1 protein-coding gene is annotated in these 411 nt (G+C 32.8%); it reads left to right on the top strand.

Going from position 1 to position 411, the window contains the following annotated elements:
* Positions 1-13: 13 nt before the first annotated feature.
* A partial coding sequence (locus tag E3E37_RS11295) for an oligosaccharide flippase family protein (protein ID WP_167717446.1) occupies positions 14-411 on the top strand: 398 nt, incomplete at its 3' end.

Raw genomic sequence — 411 nt, forward strand, 5'->3', positions numbered from 1 at the left:
ATACGGAATTAGTATGAGCATTTCATACATAGTCTCAATCTTCATGCTGACTCCAGAGTTTAGGGAAATTAAATTACATGGCAAAGAGATTTTAAGATTAACAAAAAGGTATGGCATCCATGTATATTTAGGACAAATCGCGGATCAGTCAACATATAAGTTAGATAGTTTATTCATAACATATTTTGTTGGAACCACTCCACTGGGTTTTTATAACCTTGCAATAGCCTTAGTTTCTCCAATGGTTGCGTTCTCTTCGGCATTTACAACTACTGTATTTAGAGAATTTGCTAGAAAAGAGAAGATTCCACGAAAAATCTTGTTTTACAATACACTTTGGCTCATAGCTTACACAATTGGGATAATACTCTTTGGAAAATGGATAATAAAGTTATTATTTACTGAGAGATT

The organism is Thermococcus sp. ES12 (assembly GCF_012027515.1).
GTDB lineage: Archaea > Methanobacteriota_B > Thermococci > Thermococcales > Thermococcaceae > Thermococcus > Thermococcus barossii.